This window comes from Desulfosarcina sp. (assembly GCF_055467485.1).
Window position 1 is genome coordinate 33,111 of sequence record NZ_JBUOIV010000022.1, and the last position, 19,083, is coordinate 52,193.

10 protein-coding genes are annotated in these 19,083 nt (G+C 59.9%); 6 read left to right on the plus strand and 4 right to left on the minus strand.

The window, feature by feature from the left end; all coding sequences use genetic code 11:
- Positions 1-33 precede the first annotated feature (33 nt).
- From ACZCED_RS12310 to ACZCED_RS12325, 4 genes are all read left to right on the plus strand, one after another.
- Positions 34-891: a cell division protein FtsQ/DivIB gene (locus ACZCED_RS12310; RefSeq protein ID WP_462969767.1), complete on the plus strand. Its 858-nt coding sequence runs from the start codon at positions 34-36 to the stop codon at positions 889-891.
- A 1-nt stretch (position 892) separates the two neighbouring features.
- The gene (gene ftsA / locus ACZCED_RS12315; RefSeq protein WP_462969768.1) at positions 893-2,125 is read left to right on the plus strand and encodes a cell division protein FtsA; all 1,233 of its coding nucleotides are present in this window, start codon (positions 893-895) and stop codon (positions 2,123-2,125) included.
- 119 nt (positions 2,126-2,244) lie between these two features.
- Positions 2,245-3,435, plus strand: a complete 1,191-nt coding sequence (gene ftsZ, locus ACZCED_RS12320) for a cell division protein FtsZ (RefSeq protein ID WP_462969773.1) — start codon at positions 2,245-2,247, stop codon at positions 3,433-3,435.
- 324 nt (positions 3,436-3,759) lie between these two features.
- Positions 3,760-5,496, plus strand: a complete 1,737-nt coding sequence (locus ACZCED_RS12325; RefSeq protein WP_462969769.1) for a radical SAM protein — start codon at positions 3,760-3,762, stop codon at positions 5,494-5,496.
- A gap of 393 nt (positions 5,497-5,889) precedes the next feature.
- Here ACZCED_RS12325 and ACZCED_RS12330 read toward each other — a convergent pair whose 3' ends face one another.
- The 3 genes from ACZCED_RS12330 to ACZCED_RS12340 all read right to left on the minus strand — a co-directional run bounded on the left by ACZCED_RS12330 (position 5,890) and on the right by ACZCED_RS12340 (position 15,693).
- Positions 5,890-10,569, minus strand: a complete 4,680-nt coding sequence (locus tag ACZCED_RS12330; RefSeq protein WP_464860897.1) for a hypothetical protein — start codon at positions 10,567-10,569, stop codon at positions 5,890-5,892.
- A 13-nt stretch (positions 10,570-10,582) separates the two neighbouring features.
- Positions 10,583-14,887 (minus strand): hypothetical protein, encoded by a 4,305-nt coding sequence (locus tag ACZCED_RS12335; RefSeq protein WP_464860898.1) that lies wholly within the window; start codon positions 14,885-14,887, stop codon positions 10,583-10,585.
- Between the two features lie 572 nt (positions 14,888-15,459).
- The gene (locus ACZCED_RS12340; RefSeq protein WP_462967508.1) at positions 15,460-15,693 is read right to left on the minus strand and encodes a hypothetical protein; all 234 of its coding nucleotides are present in this window, start codon (positions 15,691-15,693) and stop codon (positions 15,460-15,462) included.
- A gap of 308 nt (positions 15,694-16,001) precedes the next feature.
- On the opposite strand from ACZCED_RS12340, the gene ACZCED_RS12345 reads away from it, so the two are divergent.
- Both ACZCED_RS12345 and ACZCED_RS12350 read left to right on the plus strand, forming a co-directional pair.
- On the plus strand, positions 16,002-16,457 hold the full coding sequence (locus tag ACZCED_RS12345; protein ID WP_462967509.1) for a GNAT family N-acetyltransferase: 456 nt from the start codon (positions 16,002-16,004) through the stop codon (positions 16,455-16,457).
- 139 nt (positions 16,458-16,596) lie between these two features.
- Positions 16,597-17,316: an SGNH/GDSL hydrolase family protein gene (locus ACZCED_RS12350; RefSeq protein ID WP_464860899.1), complete on the plus strand. Its 720-nt coding sequence runs from the start codon at positions 16,597-16,599 to the stop codon at positions 17,314-17,316.
- Positions 17,317-17,377: 61 nt separating this feature from the next.
- Here the strand turns inward: ACZCED_RS12350 and ACZCED_RS12355 are convergent, their stop codons facing one another.
- Positions 17,378-19,066, minus strand: a complete 1,689-nt coding sequence (locus ACZCED_RS12355; protein ID WP_464860900.1) for a PAS domain S-box protein — start codon at positions 19,064-19,066, stop codon at positions 17,378-17,380.
- Between the last annotated feature and the right edge of the window lie 17 nt (positions 19,067-19,083).

Genomic DNA, 19,083 nt, shown 5'->3' on the forward strand with positions numbered 1-19,083 from the left:
AAGACCAGAAATCAGAAACCAGAGACCGAATCATTGAAAGCAAAGCCGATCCGTAAAAATCAGTTCAAGAAAAACAGAAAGGCCAACCGGGCCCTGTTGCGGCAGCGGGCCGTTGCAGTCGCCAAAGGGATTTTTGGGGCAACGGCGCTGGTGGCGGCCAGCGCGGCGTTCATCTTTGCCCATGATTTTTTTACCCAGACGCGGCATTTCCAGGTGCGCCAGATTGTGGTGAGCGGCATGCAGCGGCTTAGCCGCCCGCAGGTCATGGAGATTGCCGGCGTCGGGATGCAGACGAACATCCTGTCCCTGAATCTGGCCACCACCCGCAAACGGCTGCTGGCCGATCCATGGGTCGCCGAGGCAACGGTCAGCCGGGAAATCCCTTCGGGGTTGCGCCTGCACATCCAGGAAGAAATCCCGCTGGCAATTTTGGACATGGAGGACGGCGAGGGGTTTTTAATCAATCTTGCCGGCGAGGTATTCAAACGACGGGATGACTCGGACGGCGGCGCACTGCCCCGGGTGCAGGGCCTGGGTCATGCAGACCTGCCCGTTTCCGGCATGCCGGCCAGCGAGGCCTATAAAGCGGTGATGACCCTGTTCCAACTGGCCGGGGAGAAAGACAGCCCGCTGCCCCTCTCCGGAATCCGCCGGATCCGAATGGACCGAGAAATCGGAGCCACCGTGTATACCGGCGAAAACAACCGGGTGGTGAAGCTGGGGTTCGGCCGCTATCGTGAAAAGTGCCAGGCGCTGGGACAGCTGATATCGCGCCTGAACAGAGACAGCCGGCTGACCCGCTACACAGCCATTGATTTGTTCGATGTCGATCGAATTGTAATCACGCTGGCATCGGTTGATCCGTCATCTTCGGATCGCAAGGAGGGTTAAGTTGCAGGGATCAAGAGAGGGAAACATCGTTGTCGGCCTGGATATTGGGACCACCAAAATCTGTGCCGTGGTTGGCGAAGTGACCGGCCGCGAGATCAATATCATCGGCATCGGCACCCATCCGTCCATTGGTTTGCGCAAAGGCGTGGTGGTCAACATCGAATCCACGGTGGAGTCCATTAAAAAGGCGGTGGAAGAGGCTGAATTAATGGCCGGCTGTGAGATTTCGTCGGTATACGCCGGCATTGCCGGTGGCCACATCACCGGTTTCAACAGCCGGGGGATCGTTGCCATCAAAGGGCAGGAGATCACCCAGCAGGACGTGGACCGGGTTATCGATGCTGCCCGGGCGGTGGCCATCCCCATGGACCGGGAGGTGATCCATGTACTGCCCCAGGAGTATATCGTCGACGACCAGATCGGTATCCAGAATCCAGTGGGCATGGCCGGTGTCCGCCTCGAGGCCAAGATCCACATCGTCACCGGGGCGGTCACGTCGGCGCATAATATCGTCAAGTGTGCCAACCGGGCCGGCCTGGATGTGTGCGATATCGTCCTGGAAAGCCTGGCCTCGGGAGAGGCGGTGCTCACCGAAGAGGAGAAGCAGCTGGGAACCGGCTTGATCGATCTGGGCGGCGGGACCAGCGACCTGGCCATCTTTTCGGGCAAGAACATCAAGCACACGTTTGTCCTGGCCCTTGGGGGTGACAACCTGACCAATGATATCGCCATCGGTGTGAGGGCCCCTCTGAACGAGGCGGAGCGCATCAAACGTAAATACGGGACCTGCAACGGGGCGGCGATCAGCCCGGACGAAACCATCGAGGTGCCGGGGATGGGCGGCCGCCAACCCCGCAAGCTTCCCCGCCAGATTTTAGGGGAAATCCTGGAGCCGCGCATGGAGGAAATTTTCACGCTGCTCCAGCGGGAGATTTTCCGTGCCGGAATGGAAAACATGATCGCCTCGGGAATCGTTCTTTCCGGAGGGACGGCGCTGTTGGAAGGCACCACCGATATCGCCGAGGCCATCTTCGGCGTTCCCACGCGCCTGGGCAGGCCGCGTGGCATCGGCGGCCTCACCGACGTAGTGAACAATCCCATGTATGCCACCGGTGTGGGGCTGGTCATCTACGGTGCCAGAAAGGAGCCGGAGAAAAAATTCCGCATACGGGACAGGAATATCTTCAACAGCCTCATTTCGAGGATGAAAAAATGGTTCAAGGACGTCATCTAAACCGAGACGGGGAATGCATTTCCCGCCGCTTGCGGCGGGGAGGATATAAAATATAAACCATGGCGTACAGGCAAGCGCCATCATGGGCAACACAAGCAAAGGGGGAAATTATGACTGGTATGTTTACGTACATGGAGAGTGATCGATCGGCAAAAATCAAAGTGATTGGTGTTGGCGGTGCGGGAGGCAATGCGATCAATAACATGATCGCAAGCAATCTGCAGGGCGTCAGGTTCATTTCCGCCAACACGGATGCCCAGGCCCTGGATGTATCCCAGGCGGAAATGCGCTTTCAGTTGGGGACGAAGATTACCGAAGGCCTGGGCGCCGGCGCCAATCCCCAGGTGGGGCGGGAGGCTGCTCTGGAGAATGCGGAAATGCTCAAGGACGCATTGGCCGACTCCCACATGGTCTTCATCACCGCGGGTTTCGGCGGCGGTACGGGAACAGGCGCTGCACCGGTGATCGCACGGCTGTGCAAGGAGATGGGCATCCTTACCGTGGCCGTGGTCACCCGGCCGTTCTCCTTCGAGGGCAGAAAACGGGCCAAACAGGCAGAGGAAGGCATCCTCGAATTGAAAAAAGCGGCCGATACGGTGATCACCATTCCCAACGACCGCCTGCGCGGCCTGGCCTCGAAAAACGCCAAGATGGTGGACATGTTCAAAAAGGCAGACGAGATCCTGTTGCACTCGGTCAAGGGCATCACCGACCTGATCATGATGCCCGGCCTGGTCAACCTGGATTTTGCCGACGTGAAAACCACCATGTCCAGGGCCGGTATGGCCATCATGGGCATCGGCATCTCCAGTGGTGAAAATCGGGCACTGGAAGCAGCTGAGCGGGCCATTTCACACCCGCTGCTGGACGATATCAACATCTCCGGTGCCAAGGGCGTGCTGATGAACATCACCTCCAACAGCGACCTCACCATGGAGGAGATGACCGAGGCCTCCGAACGCATCTACAATGAAGTGGGTGAAGAGGCGGAGATCATTTGGGGTGCGGTCATTGACGACAGTGTGGGCGACGAGATGAGTGTTACCGTCATCGCCACCGGCATTGGTGAGAAAGGCAAGGAGAAAGAGACCGGCGCCAAAGCGTTGGACCCTACCTACGGCGGTAAGGTGCGTGACATCACGCCGGCGGATCTGGCCCGGTCCACGGAACTGGACGAGCCGACCTTCATCCGCAGGCGCCAAGCCTCCAATCAAGGGACGGCCAGTGAGCTATACCGGGAGTACAAGGGGATTGTCATCGACAACGATGACCTGGACGTTCCCACGTTTTTGAGAAGAAAGGCGGACTAATCCCGTCTCCGACTGGAACCGGATCGACGAGGACCAGCTGCGATAACGTTGAACCAGAGGACGGATGATGCAGCCTATTGATGAATGCAGCGACTTACTGACCGGTGGACGCAGGATGGGTGGTGAGCGGCGGGAATATGCATATGCCTGTTGCATCCCCGAACGACGAAGCGGCAAGGATCGCCGCAGCGGGAGAGACCGCCGCCAGCAGAGCCGGATTACCTCGATGATGGTGAATGCCGATGAGACCGCCACCACCGTTCCACGCCGATCTTCAACAGCTATGGATTGACGGGGTGAGCGGACAAAGGTCTGCGGACTACCATGGTATCAGGATCCCAACAGCTACCCGGCGGGCATGCGGCGACTGAGCGCGGCGTTATCCGAAAGTCGGCCGCCGGGCGAATCCGCGTGGCGCTGGTCTATCCCAACCTTTATCACGTGGGGATGTCCAACCTGGGGTTCCAGACCGTGTACCGCCTCTTCAACGACATTGACCATGTGGTTTGCGAGCGTGCCTTTTTACCGGAACAGGATGGCGGTAAAAACCGCCGGGTGTTAACCGTCGAGTCCCAGAAGCCCATCGAAGACTTCGACATGATTGCCTTTTCGATCTCTTATGAGAACGATGCGCCCGGTGTGCTTACCATCCTGGAAGCAGCAGGACTCCCCCTGCCGGCCGCCCAGCGTGGCGCGACCTTCCCCCTTGTGCTGGCAGGGGGCGTCTTCTGTTTTCTCAACCCCGAACCATTGGCCCCGTTTATCGATGCATTCCTTTTAGGAGAGGCCGAGGCACTGGTACCGGGATTCTTTCAGATCTTCGATCCATCGGCCGACAGGCCGGAAAATCTGCTATCCATGGCCCAACAGGTTCCCGGCCTTTACGTTCCCGCATTTTACCAACCCCGTTATCGTGAAGACAGCTCCCTGGCCGAGGTTGAACGGCTGGCCGATGTGCCTGCCTCCGTCAGCAGATTAATCGTTCCGGATCTTTCGGGTGTGCCGACGGCCAGTACCATTTTGACACCGGACACCACCTTTGACGACACCTATCTGATCGAGGTCTCCCGCGGTTGTCCCCATGGGTGTCGATTCTGCAGTGCCGGATATGTGTACCGGCCGCCACGGTTCCGCCCTTTCGGCCTGCTTGACCGGCAGGTGGACGACGGGTGTGCATTCACCGACCGCATCGGCCTGGTGGGGGCCGCCGTGTCCGATCTGCCGGACCTCCACGAATTGTGCGGCAAGGATCGGGGACGCGAGGTCCGCTTTTCTTTCAGCAGCCTGCGTGCCGACGCCCTGGACGGCCCGTTGATCGCGGCGCTAAAGAAAAGCCGGGTGAAGACCGCCACCATCGCACCGGATGCCGGCTCGGAGCGCATGCGCCGGGTGGTCAATAAGGGCATTACCGAAGACCACGTGACGGCTGCCGCCGAGACGCTGGTGGCTGCCGGCATACCCAACCTGAAGGTCTATTTCATGATCGGCCTGCCCACGGAAACCGATGCCGATGTAGCGGCCATCGTTGACCTGGTGAAGCGGATCAAGCACCGTTTCCTGCGCACCAGTCGGGGCAAGGGGCATATCGGAGAAATCACCGTGAGCCTCAGTTCCTTCGTCCCCAAACCCTTCACGCCCTTTCAGTGGGCGCCCATGGACGAGGTGAAGACGCTCAAGACCAAGATCAAGATGGTCAAGACGGGACTGAAGCGAACGGCCAATGTGCGGGTCCACGCCGACGTGCCCCGGTGGGCCTACCTGCAGGGTGTGATTGCCCGCGGGGATCGGCGGGTGGCGGACCTTTTGCTGCTGGCCCATGCAAACCGGGGAAATTGGCCCCAGACATTCAAGGCGTCACCGGTCAATCCCCACTATTACGTTCACCGCGAGCGCACTCCCGATGAGCAGTTTCCCTGGGATTTCATCGACCACGGTCTCGACAAGTCCTTCCTGTGGAAAGAGTACCAACGGGCCCTGGACGGCCGGACCTCGGCCCCCTGTCCCGTCGATCCTTCAAAATGCAGTATCTGCGGTGTGTGTGAAGGAAATTCAGACCGCTAAAGGCAAAGAGGCAAAAAGATGCCCAGGCATCTTTGATAGCAGCCGACAGCCTCGAAAATGGTTTTATGGCTGATGAGGTGTCGCGGCAGGATAACGCCCAGGTTGGTTTTCTTTCTTCGGCGGATTAAACCCTCCCCGCGGCAAACCGCAGGGAATGTCCTGCCGGTAACGGTAGTGCGGCCCAGCACCGTAAGGATCAAAATCGATTTGCAGTTTGCTTACTATCGCGGTTTACACGGATAACACGCTTTTCGATCTTCAATGGTTTCCTGTCCGAAATCACCGAAAAAAATCCTTTCATGCAGCGTCAATTTGCCTGTCATCTTCCGGTCAGTTGTTGGTATCCGGTTATACTGGCAGCACTTGCGAATCGAGCAAGAGCGCTGTTCGTCTTCATAGGTTGTAGATGGTTGTGTATACGAGCCTTTCCTCTACCACACGCCGGAGGTGAGTTGATCCGGCCTTTTTCTCACTGATTGTGCGGTCGGTATAGTATCGTTCATATTCACGTACAGCTACGCGCGCTGGTTTATTGCCGGTATCAGGCAGCGTGACCGTGGTCTTCCAAATGGCCGGATCGATCAGATCGACAATATTTGCGCTGACGGCGCCACCAACCACGCTGGTCACGTTCGAGCCGACAGCGCTGAGGTTGACGGCTCGCGAAAGATCGACCCGTGTCGCCAAACGGTCTCGTAAGGTAGCGGGCGTCGTTGGCCTGGATGACGGCGGTGTGGGTGTGACGCTGCCGCGAGCCATTACGTTCGACGCCGGCGCCACTACATTCGAGGCCAGTATTTTGCTGTCGCTCCACGCCAAGTCAGAGTTCAAGGCCGGGTCACGCGTTTGCAGCACCAGTTCGACCCGGTTGCGCCCGGTTTCACCACTGAGACCAAACGGAGGAATGAATGAGATATCCTGGTATTCGGAGTCGAGCGGGAATTTCATAGGGCCGTGGTCCGGGACGAAACCGCGCAGCGTGAAATCGAGTTTGCTGTCCTGCCGTTTGAAGGTAGCGCGGCGCCGCGGCAAGACCTGGGCGAATTCGCCCAGAACGACCTTGGAAATTTTTGCGGCCGAAAGCGCATTGGGCTGGTAGCGCACCAGCGCCAGACGGACGAAGGGCATGTAAGTGCGGCCGGGGTCAAGTTCGATATCGCAATGCCAGAGGCTTCGGTCGGCATTCCAGTGCACCCGATGCCCGACGACGTGTACCATCTGCCCGTTGATCTCTTGCAGTTCGACCGGTTCGTCGGCCACGCGCGCCGTAAAGTCGCTGACCCGTGTCCGGTACTTGGGAAGTGCGGTGTCCCAGATGGGGTCGAGCCCCCATTGGGTCACCAGCGGCACCATGGCGCTGGGGATGTCGGTAAAGTTTCGGTTGTGGCCGTAAATCACCACACCGAGCAATTCACCATCACCCGAAGAAAACCACGGTCGCTCGAGCCACACACGCAGGCCGTTGCCCAGGCGGGTGGTATCCAACGATTGGTTGCCGGGAGTCTCCTGCCAGCGGAAGGTGGGCACCGTGTAGAGCGGGCGCGGTTCATCCGGCGGCGCGCTGGCAGGAATGACCGTGTTGGGCGCTGGACCAGGTCCGACACGCAGGACCGGTGCACCGGGATCGTCCGCTGCACCAACCGCCATGGCCGGACCTTCGCCGATCGGTCCCAGCCGCGTCACCTGGTCGTTTTTCGCGTAGAGCGCCTCGGGCAGGTATTCGCGAAAGCGGGTCGTCGCCCTTATGCGGTAACGGATCAGGCGAAACTTGGTGTCACCGAACTCGTGCCGGTTACCCTGTGCCCGTGGCCGATTGGCCGGGTCGTGCATCTGAGCCAGAACCGCCGAATCCAGGCTGAACTGGTTTACGTGGTTCTCTCCCAGCAGCACTTCGCCGAGCTGGCCGCGGGAGGTTATGCGTTCGGGTGCCTTGCCCGCTTCCATATCGTCGACCCACTCCTCCCACTCGGCCTCGATTTCGAACTTGCCGGTGCTGGGCCCGTGCATGCGAAGCCGGGCGATCAGCATCGCGTGCGGGTCACCAATCCTGCGATCTGGGGTCAGCGTCAGAAAAGCAGGCTCGCACACCGGCTGCTGGGTGGCATGCACCAATGTCAACGCCCGGTACGGAGCGATCATCCAGGTACACCCCACCATCGCCATGCCGCGAACGAACTCGTGCTCTCCGGTGGCGTCGACCCAGTCGGGCAGGCCGAACGCGTCGATGAAATCTTTATGGACGAAGCTGGCGTAGCGCAGACGCACCACGCGGCCCTTGGCCACGAACAGGGTCAGCACCCGTTTCTCCTCGTCCCACCGGGGAGCACCGTCATCGGCGAATGTCTCTTTGCACGGCGGATCCGTCAACACCGCCTTGCGTTCTTGCAGAACGATGCGAAAGCCCAAGGTGTCGGGCCACTTCCCGGCATGGGCGACCAGTAGCACCAACTCTTCGTTCGGGGCAACCACCACGGCGGCGCTGGGACCCAGGATCATCGGGCCGGTGACGCCCGGAATGGCATGGCCGGGCATTGCCCGTAGCCCGACTCCGCCCGCCGCGGGATCCGGCAGATATGGCGTTTCAACCTGCGCTTCACGATGAATGAGATACTGCCCGGGTGCAATCCGGTCGCCGGTAGGATTCTCCTTCGACGGCAGACGCAGCGGCACACTCTTGGTGGTGGCGATATCCTTCACCGATGCCGGCGTGACCAGTTCGATCTGGGTCTTCGGACCGGCATCGTACAAGGTGCCCGATTCGCGTGCGGCAATGGCATACGCGTCTTTAATGCGTCCGGGGTCTGAGAACAGCCAGTCGAAGGTGCCGTGCTGCTCGCACTGCAGCTGTGATGACTTGGGCGGTACCACGTGCCGCTCATTGATCGCGGTGTATTCGAAGTCGGCGGAAGCCTGCTGTGCAATCGCTGCCGAAAACAGCGGCGTGACGAGATATCCGGCCGGATCGACCTGCCAGTTGCTGCGGATCACCATCCGCTCAAGGGACTCGCCTTCGCTGATGCGCGCCCGGTGCAGCAGCGCCGGCGGATCAACCGGTTCGAAGCGCCAGTAGATCACCGGCAGCGTGGCGTTGGGGTCTTCTTCCAGCGATTGGTCCTCGACAGACAGGCTGTTGCCCGCCAGATCGACCACCCGCGCCCGCAGCCGATACGGCGTGCCGAAGCGAAGCCGCGGCAGGCTGCCCTTGACCGTTTTGAAGGAAACGGACAGCCCGTTGCCCCCGGCGGTGACCTCATCGGAGATCTCCTCCGCACGCTCACCCTGCACACCGGTGTCGGGGTCCGTGCGCGGCCGCAGGGTGCGGCCGGGACGCGGTACGACCAGGCTCCAGCCGGTCCAGCGAAACATCGACTCGTGCAGATAGTGGTCGTCGGGATCGTTCCCGGCATCCGCGCTGCTGGTGGCAGAGGCACCCTTCACATAGCCCTCGTCGTCGGGCAGGCTGATCTTCTCGGCGCTGCCGGAAAAACGGTAGTCGCCCTGGCGGCTGCACAAAGAGCGCCACTTTTGAGCGGCACCATCGGGAATGGCCTGGACATCGACGCGGTAGCCGCGCAGGACGTCTTCGGCGAAGAGAACGATCTTCTTCGCCTCCACCGGACCGGACTGGATGGCCTTGTCCTTGAGCGACGCCGTTGCCGCACTTTGGGCAATGGCGGCTGCGCGTCCGTGGCGTGATATGCCGAGTCCAGCTGAACGCAGCGCCGCCACCGGCTGCCTGTCGCCCGTGGTGTAGGTCACTTCGCCGTCGGCTCCCAGCTTAAGGTGCTTGGCGACCAGATTCTGGGCCGAAAGCAGAAAGTCGGCCGTTTTCAGCGCCGCTCCGTCCGGGTCCACCTGGTAGACATCGAAGGGACTGGTTACTTCCTTCTTCTTCCCCCAGCGGTCGTCGGCATACGCCAGCCGCAGCATGCCCCGCTGGTGGTCGCCGGTTCGTTCCCTGATGACAAACCGTTCCTTGTCCACCCACCAGGCCGTTCGCGGGCAATGGTCGTCATCCTTGTTGTGGCCAGCAAGGCTCCACACCGGTTCGAGCCCCATTATGCCATGGGCCTGGGCCTGGGCCGACGAAGCCATCTTCTGGTCGATGGGTGAATCGGGCGGCAGGATGCAGTCGATCACCAGGCCCAATGCACGCAGCAGTTCGGGATAGTCGGCGTATGAGGCGACGATGCGGTGAAAATCGAATTCCGGTGGTTTCGGTGACAGGGGCACCTTCTTCAGATCGGGCCGCCGCATGGCGCGCTGGTCATCTGTCACCGGAGTGCGGCGATAGAATCGGTTGGCCTGATAGAGGGTGTACTCCGCGGCCGTCGAAAACTGGGACATGAGCGGCGCATCGCCTCCGCCGCCGGCAGGATCGTTCCAATCGGGCGGCAGGACGCGGGCCGCAAAAGCGAGCCCTTCCTGCGGTTTGCCGTCGATGCCCCATACGGGTTCTTTGTAAATACTGTCCGGCCCGAAAACCAGGGCGCGCGTCCACTTTTCAATGCCTTTTTCATTCTTCTCGTCGAAAAACCGATCGAACCCGGGCAGCGGCAGTTCCACCGACCGATCTCCCAAATTGACCTTGGTGGTGCGTGTGCCGAGTTCCCTGAGCATGCCCTTCAGACCGGGATGGGCGTTGTTCCACGGCAGCAGGGTCGGATGCGTGCCCGCGGCCTGAACGGCCAGCGATCCATAATGCCGGCGCATCAGACCGAGAACGTTGCGCACGGCATAAGAGTGCAGGTTGACCCGGCTCATGTCCTTGAACACGAAACCGGCTACCGGTGTATCCGGTGGGAGCAGACGCTTCCACAGGTTCGGGTCGGATTCACCGATCCGCTCCAACACGACTGGCGGCTTTCCGTCGATGTGCAGGCGGAATTTCACCCGGTCCACCGTTTCCGGCCAGTTTTCCCATTCCGGGAATGCCTGCAGCGTCTGTTCGGCAGCGGTCTGGGGGGTGAGCCGCGGGGAGGCGACGATCGACACACGCAGCCGATCTGCAAAATTGCCCGATTCAACACGTCCATGCGGCAATACACTCCAAACAATTTTTTGCTGAGCCATTTTGGCCACTCCTTTAGGCAAACGCCTCGCAATATTCGCGCCACGCATACGTGGTGCTGTTGTCAATCAAGTCCAGTTCGTCGCCAAGCGGCATTTCCGGGTGGGCGCCCATCAGCTCGCGGAAGGTCGGGTCGCCGTTGGATCCGGCGAACTTGCGCTCACAGGTGATGGTTACACTCATCGAGAACATGAAAATTTCGATTTCGATGGTGAGCTGCGCCTTGCCCACGCATTTGCCGGATTCGAATTCATAGCGCAGTTCCAGGTAGAGCTCGATTGAAGCCGAGATCAGACCCAGCACGCTTACATGGCCGCCGAGGCGGAAATAACCGGTCAGCGAGCAGGCGTCCAGTTCCATGCGGAAATAGATGCCTGCCATCACATGCACGCCGCCGGAGGCGACACCTAAGTTGACGGACAGGCTGGCGCCGAACTCCAGGGCCGCTTCCATAATCTGAATGCCGTGCGGATCGAGCGTGATGCCAAAGAAACCGCCGCCGCCGAACAGCGACACGGTCAGGTTGAAGGGTTGCTCGCGGGTGCAGAAGTTGAAACGCACCGCCACCGGCTGGCCGATGAAGGGTACGGTAAAACCGGCGCCGAGACTCAGGTTGGCGAGATTGAAGACCCCGACGGAGATGTTCGGCAGGGCGAGCGAAAAACCGGCATCGATCCCCTGGGGGGTGATATCCAAAAACGGCGGGTCTGAAAAGCCGTCCAGAGGGATGAGGTCGCGCAGGGTTTCGACAAAGCTCAGCGGACCGACAAACTTGATGCCGGAGAGCAGCACGTCGACATCCATCTTGGCACCGCTGTCCACGCGGAATTCAATCTTCTCGAAGTTGAGTTCGATGAAGCTGGCCGGTGCGATCAGGACCAGGTCGAAGTGCTTGAGGCTGCAGACGACGCCGATCTTCGGCGTACTCTGGCCGTTCTTCTTGACTTTGGCCTCGACGGCAACCAGGAATCCCTTTTTGTCATTGGCTCGGAAGAGCGGGGATTGGTTCGGGTCTCCGCCGGGCAGCGCCCAGTTGGCAATCGTCGGATTCCAGTCGAAACGGATGGTGAGCTCGTCTCCGGTGAGCATCTCCAGAAGGTTCAGCAAATCCGCTGCCCCGCCGAGGACCTGCAACACGGCATCGATGGCACCCAGCAACGCCTGGCGCGGCGCACCTTCCAACAGGCGGAAGCCGGCCAGAGTCATACGCAGCGGTGTGATGGCCGCCTGAACCGCCTGCAGTTTGGTTTTTAGCTGCGCCGGGTTCGACAGCAGGTCCCCGAGTTGACCCGGTTGGCCGACGATGGCATCCAGGGCGTTATAGAGCGCCTTGCCCTGGTTCAACAATGTGCCCAGTGCGGCCAGATCGCCGGTGAAGGCGTCCACCTGCGCGGCAATCTGCAGCACGGATTGCCGGAATCCTGACGGCAGGGACACGCCGTTAACCTGGGCATTGGCGGTGTTGCGCAGGCCGGCTGCCGCGGCCTGCACGCTGCCGATCTCGGCGGCCAGCCCTGGCAGCGCCGGTGCGATGTCGATGGTGGTGTTCTTCAGCAACTGCGCCTGACCCATCAACCCGTTGAGGGCGGCGACCAGCGCGTTGATGTCGGTCAGGACGCTGGCCACCAGCGGTGCGGCATAGGCCTGCGTCTGATCGACCAGATCCTGCAGGGTGTGTTTGGCCGCGATCACCGCACCTTCGGCGATGCCCCCGGACTGGTCCGACAGCCTGGCCACAAAAGCGAACAGTCCCCCTAAGGTGTTGATGAAGCTTTCGATCTGGGTGCTGGCCTCGGAGGCGAACTTGGGTATCCGATCGGGTGTGCCCGCGAGGTTGGTCACCGCTTCGATCACCTCTCCCAACGGGATGCAGCCGAAGAGCAAAGGCAGCGGCAGATCCGAAAGCGAGGACGGAAAGGCGTCAGCGCCCGTGAACGAGCCGGAGATAAAGTCGTCAACCTTGCCGGCCACCGGTCCGCTCAGCCGCGAAATGGCACGCGGCGTGAGGTTGGGCTGAACGAAGCCGCCGGCGCGGTCGCCCTGGGTGGAAAAATCTAGCTGGGCCATGCCCGGTCCGGGCACCACGTCGACGAATACCTGACCCTGGTTGGTGGTCGCGAAGCCCTTTTCCAGGTAGAAGGCGTTCCATTTGATGGTATTGCTTTTCGTGCTGCCGGTGAGCTGGGTCAGTGCGGCGATTTGAACACGCGCGTCGGTTACCTTCGGGTAGAACACCGGCCGGGACAACTTGAGGCTGTAGTCTCGCAGCATGCTGTTGCCCGCCTCTACCTCACTGTTGAAGGTGATCTCGTCGGCCTGGACCGTCGTGTCACCGGCTTTGACACTCTGCGCCAACGCCACACGCTGCTGCTTGAACCGGACGGCGCGAAGGCTTGCGCGTTTCGTTGAATTCCAGTCGTTTAGAGCAACTTGGGCATTTGTTTCGGCGGTGCCGTAGTTGGGTGCCGTGGCAAGGGGTCCGGGGTTGACCTGCGTGTTGTCCATGAAGATCATGGGCAATTCGAACTGTACGCTCCGGCCGTCGAGATCGGTTGCCGCGCACTGAAAGCCAAACGGCTGGCCGTTTACATAGGGCCAGAACATGGTCTGGCCCAGAATTTTGCTGTCCCCGACATCCGGGCGATCGAGGTTGGGGGTGACGCCGGTGAGGATACGAATGCTGGTGAATGGGAACTGGCGGTGCAGAAAAACCTTGCCATTCTTGACGGTGAGCGTCGGGTCGGTGTAGCGACGTTCGCGCTCCCTGACCACGATAAACAGGCGCTGACGCAAATAGGCAGGGTTGCCCTGCTTGTACTCGATCGTCGGCTTGTTATCGGCGCCGGCCGCGCCGTTGTGGAATTTGCGTTCGCTCACCTTGACCAGCGACACGCGGTGGCCGAAGGGGAAGAGGAACCCTTTGTAAACGACGCGAACGTAGTGGTCGCGGGCCATTGCCGCCCGATGCACCCACTCCTCGACCGAAAATCCCGCCGGCGGGTCCCATGTTCCGCGCGAGTCCAGCCAGCCGCCCAGGGCCGAGAGCATCAGCAGGTTGACCCCAACCGGGGCCGGTGTATACCGCCAGTTCGAGAAATTCGACGACAGGTGCGCGATCTGGAAGCGGTCAAAATCGTCCAGCGGCATGCGGAAGGGAATGGTGCTCGGATTTGGCGGTGAGGCCGGAAATGTGCTTTGCATGGCCTGGGTCGACCCTTCGCCGGTCAGGGCCCACACCGCCCGCACCGAACGCTGGCTGTCCGGCCGCGGCGGTTCGATGACCAACCCATCCTGGCGGGGTGCGACCAGCCGCGAATGCCAGAGTTCGGTGTGCCGGGTAGCCGGCGATGTGACGGGCAGCTTGGCGTGCCGCCAGCGTTCGGCAAGGTGGGGGCTGATGATCAACCGCCACGGCAGTTCGATGGCGGTCTGGCGGCGGCCGGGCATTGCCGGTCGCCAGCTGCGTGCGGGCTGCGTCACCACCGGGCCTGGCCTGACGCCGACATCGGAGATATCAGCGCCTGCGGGGCGCCGAAACGGGCGCAGCCCCGGTCCGCCGATGGCCTGCCGTAAATGAATGGTGGGCATGTCATCCTGAACCGATGCGATTCGCAGCGTACGAAGGGCGTAGCTCGACAGCGCCGCGCGCTGGGAGGCGCTCAAGCTGCTGACGTGAGCGGTGAAGATGTCGGCCACGAAGAGTAACCGGCGGCCGGCACCCGGCGGTCTGGCGGCTGCCGGCACCGACAGGGCGAGATTCTCCACGGCGGCCAGCACCCCCGTCAGGGTGTAGTCTGCCTCAAAGTTGTTGGGCACCACGAATACCAGGCGTGACTCGCCCGAAATACGTGCGCGCACGGGTGGCCCGGTAAGTTCCTCGCTACCCCCATCCGCAGGTTCTGGCTTTGGAGGTGTGCCTGGAATCGGAGGGGCCGGATTGGTCGTACCCTTCGGCTTCGTCTCAAAAAAGGTCTGTTCGGTGATGGCCTGGGGCGGAAAGTGCAATGTGAGATAAGCCGCGCCGCTGCCCATTTTTTTCAGTCGTGGCGGGTTGCCGGGCTGGACCGTCAGGTTGTGCAGCTCGATGCGCAGGGCCAGCATATCCGCCGGCCTTACAACGGCGTCACCCGGCCTGCCGGCGTCAAAAAAATTGCCGATCGGGTCTGATAAGCGCACCGTTGGGCGGGGTATGACGATCCTTGGTTGGCCGGAAATAATTCTCGATCCGCCAGTGGTGGCAGTCGGGCGGATATTGCGGAGCAGGTCGGACCGCGTGGCAGATCTTGGCGATCCACCGTCATTTGATTGATTGTCTGGCATAAGCGCCTCCCGGGCGGGTGAGAGTGAAAAAAAATCGGGTGTCGGCTCAGTTCACTTGAAAGAGCGATGCATTGTCATGTAGATGCTATTGACACCATTCTGATCGGCTTGGCATGTCAACCCATCAAGAAGCTGACGGCCCGTGTATCGACAGCCAAATGTGCCTAAGTCGAAGATACGACCACTGGCCATTTAAAATATCCGGCTGATTATTTGAGAACCTGCCCAATCGATTTTATGAACCGCGGTAGCGAGCGCACTCCACGCTGTTTGCCGCGGGGTAAGTTCAATATACAAGGTGCTATTTTTTTGAACGCGCCGTTTTATACACCAAGAAAAGGAGCTTCACTTCGCTTATCAGAGCGCAATTTAGATGACACAGGAAAAGTTCAGACATACTTTGTTGCCGAACGTCCGTTAACTTGATTTAGGCGTTCGAAACAAGGGATGAGATCCGATTTGCTTGCGTTTTCAGCTACAGGAAGCGTGCAGATTTCAGAATATATCGCTGCAGTCAACGTGACGGGAATATAATTTATCCTCTTATACGGGATCAAATCGTTAGTCAAGAATTAACAAAAACTCAGCGGGTAGGTCATTTCGGTACCATGATTGCCTTGAACCGCGATAGCGAGCGCATTCCCCGCCGCTTGCCGCGCTGAGGATTCAATGCTCAACGCATCCAGTTCGGCTTCCTGAATCGGATCCGCCGTGATGCCCCGGTAGCGCGGCAACATCATTTTTTGCGCAGCCGGCAGCCTGGTCCTCAGCTGAAACCCGCGCATGGCGCTGTTGTCATCGCCCATGGCCTCGGCAAATCCTGCCTGTTGAGCGCGTATCATCGGGGGCTGGCCGTCCGGACCTCGGCTCCGTGTCCGGTCGATCCTTCCAAATGCTGTCCCTGCGGGGTGTTCAAAGAGAAACCCGAGGGCTGAGGTCCGAATAGAAGGGACGGGGACGCAGAGCGTCCCTGTTCAGGATCGCGCCGAATGGATAAACGGTTGCAAACCATCCCACGCCTCCGCTATGCTGAAACAATAGCCATTTGCGCATTAGCCTTTCCGCGTTCCTTGTTCCCCTCTCAATAGACGACCCAAAAGGGAAAGGAGGCCCCGTGAGCGAGAGCACCATTAAATTCAGACTCATGAATGCCAACGATTTTGACGCCGTGGTCAGGATAGACGAGAAGGTATTCAAGACTTCCCGGCCGCAATATTATGACCTGAAGTTTGAAAAGCTCTTCAGATCCAAAGAGTATTTACCCACCTCACTGGTGGCCGAGGAAGCGGATGGAACCGTGGTGGGGTTTGTGATGGGCGAACTCTACATGGGAGAATACGGCATCTCCAAGGAAGGGGCGACCTTGGATACCATCGGTGTCGATCCCAATCATCAGCGCAAGGGTATCGGCGGGCGGTTGATCAACGAATTCATGGATCACCTGAGAGATCTCAATGTCCAAAAGGTAAACATCCTGGTCGACAGAAATGATTTAAAACTGATGCACTTTTTTAGCGCGAATCATTTCAGCCCCTCCAAAACCATCATCAACCTGGAGCGAATCCTTTGACCCCGATGAAGGACAGGCAATTCAAGCGCGCAACCCGGCTTGGCGCCGCCGTGTGAGGGCTTTCAATCATGCGGCCCATTCCTCCTTTCGGGCTCAATGTGACCAAGCCGTTTCCTTATCATCGCAACATGTCTCCACTATGCGAATCTGGTCCCCCTATCTTGCCGCCCTTCGATATAAACGGCGCTATCTGAAGCTGCGGTTAAAGCCGGACTGCTTCAGGATCCTGTGCTATGGCGATTCCAATACATGGGGATATGTGCCGGGCCGCGGCTCCCGGTTCAGCGCAGATGTCCGCTGGCCCGGGGTGCTTCAACGCCGGCTGGGCAGCGACGCGATCGTCTGTGAAGAGGGGCTGTGCGGGCGAACAACGGCAATCGACGATCCTCATGCGCCGGGCCGCAATGGTCTCCGGACGCTCATGCCCGTGTTAAGGCATTATGCGCCGTTAGATCTGGTCATTATCAATCTGGGCACCAACGATTTGAAAGCCCGTTTCGATCAATCGGCCGAATCCGTTGCCCAGGGGGCCAAACGGTTGTGCCAACTCGCTCAGGCGAAAGATAGCGGCCGCGCCGGCGCTGCACCCGATTTACTGCTGGTGGCGCCACCACCGATCCCCCGGTCCACATCGGCCATGCTGGCTGAGTTTGACGGTGCTGCAGGCAAGTCAAAACAGCTGGCCCCGCATTTCTCGGAAGTCGCATTACAACTCAACATCCACTTTTTGAATGCCGGTGAATTCATCACGCCAAGCCTCACCGATCCGGTTCACTGGGATGCCTCAGCCCATTGGCGCGTGGGCAATGCGGTGGCCGACAGCATCGAGGCGATCCTCGGCAAGTTCAAGAACGGTTAGCTGATCTGGACCGCGTTGGCGACGGCATTGTCCATTTATGACGGCCGAGCTTAATTGCCGGTCAGGTCATCATGTAAAAGCCGATGGTCACATCGCAGGCGTCTTGGCCAGTGAATTCACAGCCGACCGTCTCCCCGGCCACCGAACGCACAACCACCGTCTTTTGAATCACCGAGCCGGCCGTATTGTCGAGGGTGAACTTGACCCGGAAGCGGTCGTTGACGCGCATGTCCGGTTTGCCGAAGACCTTGAAGCCGATTCCATGGCGGGAGATGTTGTCGATCAGGATCCTTCCCCAGTCGTCGGATTTCAGGGTCAGGCGGTCTTTCCGGCCGCGGATGAACACGCCGTCAAAATTGACGCGTTTGCGGTGCTCCCGGCGAAGTTCGACGTTGATGTACATGGCGTTACCGCAGACGCAGGTGGCCTTCAGGCGGGTGCCGATGGTCCGGATTTCGGAAATGTCCAGCAGTTTCTGGCGGTTGCAGTGCTTGCAGGCGATATTGGCTGTTTTTCCGTCCTTGAGCAGTGCCGTTACCGGCAGTTCCCGGCCGTCGGGCTCCCCCTCCTCGAAATGCCAGCCAACCGTTTTTTCGGCGTCGATGTCATTGTCAATGACCTCGATGGGTCCGTCGTAGTCGATCAGGTCGTCGCCGGCGGATGGGGGACCGGGTGCGACGAATTGGAGGATCGCCTGGCGAACCGCGGCCGGCGCATTCTGGGCCTGCCGCCGGATCAGTGCATTGACGATGGCGCTGCCGACGCACGTGACCAGTTTCTGCGTTTCGTCGGACCAGGCGACCGGTTGCCTGACGGCATCACAGCCGATGACTCCCAGCAGGTAGCGCCCGTAGAACAGGGGGGCGAAAAAAAATGATTTGACGCTAGGCGCATGGAAACCTTCGTGGGCGGCATGATCCATCGCGGCCAGGGTGTCGACATCCGCAATGGAGACGGTGCCGCCTTTTTTCACCTGGCCCAGTACCCTGGAAAAAGCATCCAACCGGGTGTTTTTCAGCGCCGGCGCCGGCGTTTGGACTCCGTCGCCGAGCCATTCATGAGTGATGGAAAGCCGGGTTTTTCGATCGTGAAACAGGCAGACGTAGACCCGATCCGCCCCTGAAACCAGGCCCACTTTTTCCAGGGAATAGACGATGATCGGGTCGATATCGGCCGGGGACCAGGCAGAGAGGTCATCGATGATGGAAAACAGCAGATTGACAAAATATTCTTTGTGCTGCAGGGCTTCCAGCGCCTGTCGATACGGGGTGATGTCTTCCACGGTCAACAGCATGCCCGGCAGGCGCTGGTTGGGCGCCTGCACCGGCTGGGCATGAACCCTGGCTGACCATGTGGTTCCGCTTTTCGTCTTGAGCGTGAGTTCGAAGGGCTCTTTTTGCGTTCCGGCGAAGATGCGGCTGCGGTTGATAAAAAAAACGGCCTGGTCTTCAGTGGCGATGAACAGACTGATGGGTTTTTTCAGCAGATAGGATTTGTCTGCACCGAGCATGCCGACGGCGCGCGAGCTGACGCCGTCGATGAGACCGGACTTGTCCAGCGAAATCAAGCCGGTGGCAGACGCCTGCATGAAACGGGAGCAATCCGCCAGTTTCCTGTTGAGCGAGTCGCGCTCGTTGATGAGGGACTGGTTGATCGCTTCCAACTCGGCCTGACGGCGGGTCAGCTCGGCGACCTGTTGCTTCAACCGGTCGGACGGACCATGCGCGGTTGCGCGGTCGTCTCTGGTCATAACGTTTCCCTCGGCAG

Coding starts and splice junctions, on each gene's coding strand:
- ftsZ (WP_462969773.1), top strand. CDS start 2,245: ATGTTTACGTACATGGAGAGTGATCGATCGGCAAAAATCAAAGTGATT.
- ACZCED_RS12325 (WP_462969769.1), top strand. CDS start 3,760: ATGGTATCAGGATCCCAACAGCTACCCGGCGGGCATGCGGCGACTGAG.
- ACZCED_RS12330 (WP_464860897.1), bottom strand. CDS start 10,569: ATGGCTCAGCAAAAAATTGTTTGGAGTGTATTGCCGCATGGACGTGTT.
- ACZCED_RS12335 (WP_464860898.1), bottom strand. CDS start 14,887: ATGCCAGACAATCAATCAAATGACGGTGGATCGCCAAGATCTGCCACG.
- ACZCED_RS12340 (WP_462967508.1), bottom strand. CDS start 15,693: ATGGGCGATGACAACAGCGCCATGCGCGGGTTTCAGCTGAGGACCAGG.
- ACZCED_RS12350 (WP_464860899.1), top strand. CDS start 16,597: ATGCGAATCTGGTCCCCCTATCTTGCCGCCCTTCGATATAAACGGCGC.
- ACZCED_RS12355 (WP_464860900.1), bottom strand. CDS start 19,066: ATGACCAGAGACGACCGCGCAACCGCGCATGGTCCGTCCGACCGGTTG.